At 69.9% G+C, this 3,012-nt stretch carries 2 protein-coding genes; both read right to left on the bottom strand.

Annotated features, from left to right (window positions below; translation table 11 throughout):
• The coding region (locus tag AB0H84_RS53335; protein ID WP_357622455.1) for a carbohydrate-binding protein at positions 1-924 on the bottom strand (924 nt) is incomplete at its 3' end.
• A gap of 73 nt (positions 925-997) precedes the next feature.
• Positions 998-3,010, bottom strand: coding sequence for a rhamnogalacturonan lyase (locus AB0H84_RS53330; RefSeq protein WP_357622453.1), 2,013 nt, complete (start codon positions 3,008-3,010; stop codon positions 998-1,000).
• Between the last annotated feature and the right edge of the window lie 2 nt (positions 3,011-3,012).

The following is a 3,012-nucleotide window of genomic DNA, read 5'->3' as shown; positions in this document are numbered from 1 at the left end:
CTCCCCGACCAGCCAGCCGTACGCGGTGAGCGCGTTCTTCGAGGTGGTGGTGCCGACGGTGATGGAGTCCCCGACGAACTCCACCATGCCGCGGGCCGGCGTGGCGGGCAGGGTGCGCGCGCCCGGATCGAGCACCAGCCCCTGGAACACCGCGTCGCCGTGGTAGGAACCGGCCACCACGCGGTAGGACACGCGCAGGGTGTGGTTGCCTGCGGGCAGCGGGGTGCGGGTCAAGTTCACTGTGCCCGACACGTTCTGCAGGTAGAGGTCGGGGCCGCCGTCGATGCTGTAGTAGAGGTCGATGGTGTTGCGCTGCTTCAGCTTGACGGTGGTGCCGGTGAACCCGGTGGTGAGGTAGGCGCCGGCCCAGCCCGGGACGTAGGCGGTGCTGTTGCGGGTGTCCCAGCGGCCGACGAAGCGGATGTTCGGATCGGTGGGCGAGCCGTCCCCGCCGCCGGTCGTGACGTCGAGGTAGTCGATGTTGGCGAGCCCGTCGGCGGTGGTCGCGGCGAGCCGTACGGTGCTGGTCCCCGCGTTCAGCTGGACGGGCAGGGTCTTGGTCGCCCAGGAGGTCCACGCGCCGGTGCCCTCGAAGCCGACGCCGCGCTGCACCACCGCGCCGTTGACGCTGATGTCCGCGGCCCGGTTGGCGGTGGTGCCGTTGGCGTAGCGGATGCTCATGGTGGCGGCGGCCGGCGCGTTCACGGTGAACTCGACGGAGCCGCCAACGGCGTTGGGCGTGTCGCAGAAACCGCTACCGGAGTAACCGGAGTGGTTGGCGGCGATGGCGCCGCCGCACACGGCAGGAGCGGACTCCACCTCGTACCGGGTGGCGGCCTGCGCGCCTGTCGCGAGCGCGATGGAGGCACCGGCCAGTGCCGTCGTCATCGCGGTGAGTAAGGAGATCTTGGGCAACCATTTCATCGAGGCTCCAGGTGAGGACCGGCGCACTGGCGGGCCGGCGAGCGTGCTGCCTGCCCGCCAGAACGCTCGGGAGTCAGCGGACGTAGATGTTGGGTTGGGGCGGGGTGCTCATGCCGTCACCGAGGAAGAAGCTGGGGTGCGGCGGCTGGTTGTAGGCGGTGTTCTGCCAGGCGATGGCGACCCGGTACTGGGGGTCGTGCAGCAGGGTGTAGATCCGCCGGTCGGTCGGGATCGTGGTGGCGTAGATGCGCAGCGCGGCGTTGTCGTCGCGGGGCAGGATGATCTCCTCGCGCCAGTCGCCGAACAGGTCGCCCGACAGCGACGGGGTGGACTTGGTGCCGTTGACGGAGTGCGCGCCCGAGCCGGTGAGCAGGCGGGTGTCGCCGCCGGTGCCGTACTTGTCGACGTGGTTGCCGTCCAGCAGTTCGCGTACCGGGTCGCCGTCCCACCAGGCGAGGAAGTTGTAGCTGCTGGGCGTGCGCCCGACGCCGGCGCCGGAGGCGTTGAACAGGTTGGTCAGGCCGGTGCCGGTGCCCCAGAACTCCCCGCCGGGGTTGCCGGCGTAGATGTCGCCCGCGACGCCGCGGGCCGGTCCCTCGCAGCCGCAGGTGTTGTTCTTCTGCATGATGATCGAGCCGTTGTTGGCGTCGCGCAGCGTGGCGGCGGCGCCGGAGCTCTGCTCGTGGATCTGCCAGATCTCCTTGCCGGGCCGGCTGGGCACGAAGTCTCCCACGTGCAGGGCGTCGCCGTGGGCGTAGAAGTTGGTGGTGTAGCGGCCGGTGCCGTTGGAGTTGATGGTCATGCCGCCGTAGATGATCTCGTCGGTGCCGTTGCCGTCGACGTCGGCGATGGAGAGCGAGTGGGTGCCGCGGCCGGTCCATTGGCTGCCCGCGTTGCTGGAGTCGAACTTCCAGCGAAGGGTCAGCTGGCCGTTGCGGAAGTCCCAGGCCGCGATCGTGCTCTTGGCGTAGTAGCCGCGGCCCATGATCAGGCTGGGCCGCTGGCCGTCCAGGTACGCCGTGCCGGCCAGGAACCGGTCGCCGCGGTTGCCGTAGCTGTCGCCCCAGTCGCTGATGTTGCCGCGGGCCGGCTCGAAGTTCACCGTGGACATGGCCGCGCCGGTGAGCCCGTTGAACATGGTGAGGTACTCCGGCCCGGTGATGATGTAGCCGTCGGAGTTGCGGTGGTTGGCGCCGGCGTTGCCGATCACCTGTCCGGTGCCGGAGACGGTGCCGTCACCGGTCTTGACCGCCAGCTCGGCCCGGCCGTCGCCGTCGTAGTCGTACACCTGGAACTGCGTGTAGTGGGCGCCGGCCCGGATGTTGCGGCCCAGGTCGATGCGCCACAGCCGCTGGCCGTTGAGCCGGTACGCATCGAGGTAGACGTTGCTGGTTACCCCGGACTGGGAGTTGTCCTTCTGGTCGCTCGGATCCCACTTGAGGAAGATCTCGTACTGGCCGTCACCGTCCACGTCGCCGACGCTCGCGTCTCCGGCCGTGTAGTTGCTCCCCGGCCGGGAGATCGGCACGTCCAGGTAGTTGCCGCCGGCGAAGCGGAGCGACGGCTCCGACGCGTCCTGCTCGACGCCGTTGACGACCGCGCGCACGGTGTACGAGGCGTCCGCGGGGGCTCCGGCGTCGAGGTAGTCGGTGGAGTTGGTGATCGGCGAAGCCGTCACCTTGGTGGCGCCCCGGTACACGTTGAACCCGGTGCTCGCGCTCTCGGTGCCCAGCAGCCGCCAGGACACCAGGTTGCCGCTGCCCGAGCGCACGCTGATCAGGCCTCGGTTGAGATCCTCCATCTGCCGGCCGGTCGGGTTCTGGGTGCCGCCCAGCTCAAGATCCAGAGCGTCCACATTCGGCAGGCCGTCGGCGGTGGTCGGACTCAACCGGATGGTGTTGTCGCCGGCGTTCACCGACACGGTCAGCGTCTTCGTGCCCCACGTCGTCCAGGCCCCGGTCGAGTCGAACGCGCCAGCCGACTGGACGACGGCGCCGTTGACCAGCACGTCGGCGGGGCGGCTGGTGGTCGCGCCGTTGGCGTACCGGATGGCGACGGTGGCCGTGCCGGCCTGGGAGGCGTTCACGG

This window comes from Nonomuraea sp. NPDC050786 (assembly GCF_040654115.1).
Classification (GTDB): domain Bacteria; phylum Actinomycetota; class Actinomycetes; order Streptosporangiales; family Streptosporangiaceae; genus Nonomuraea.
The sequence above is the reverse complement of the archived record's forward strand: the minus strand, read 5'-3'. Positions and strand labels throughout refer to the sequence as shown.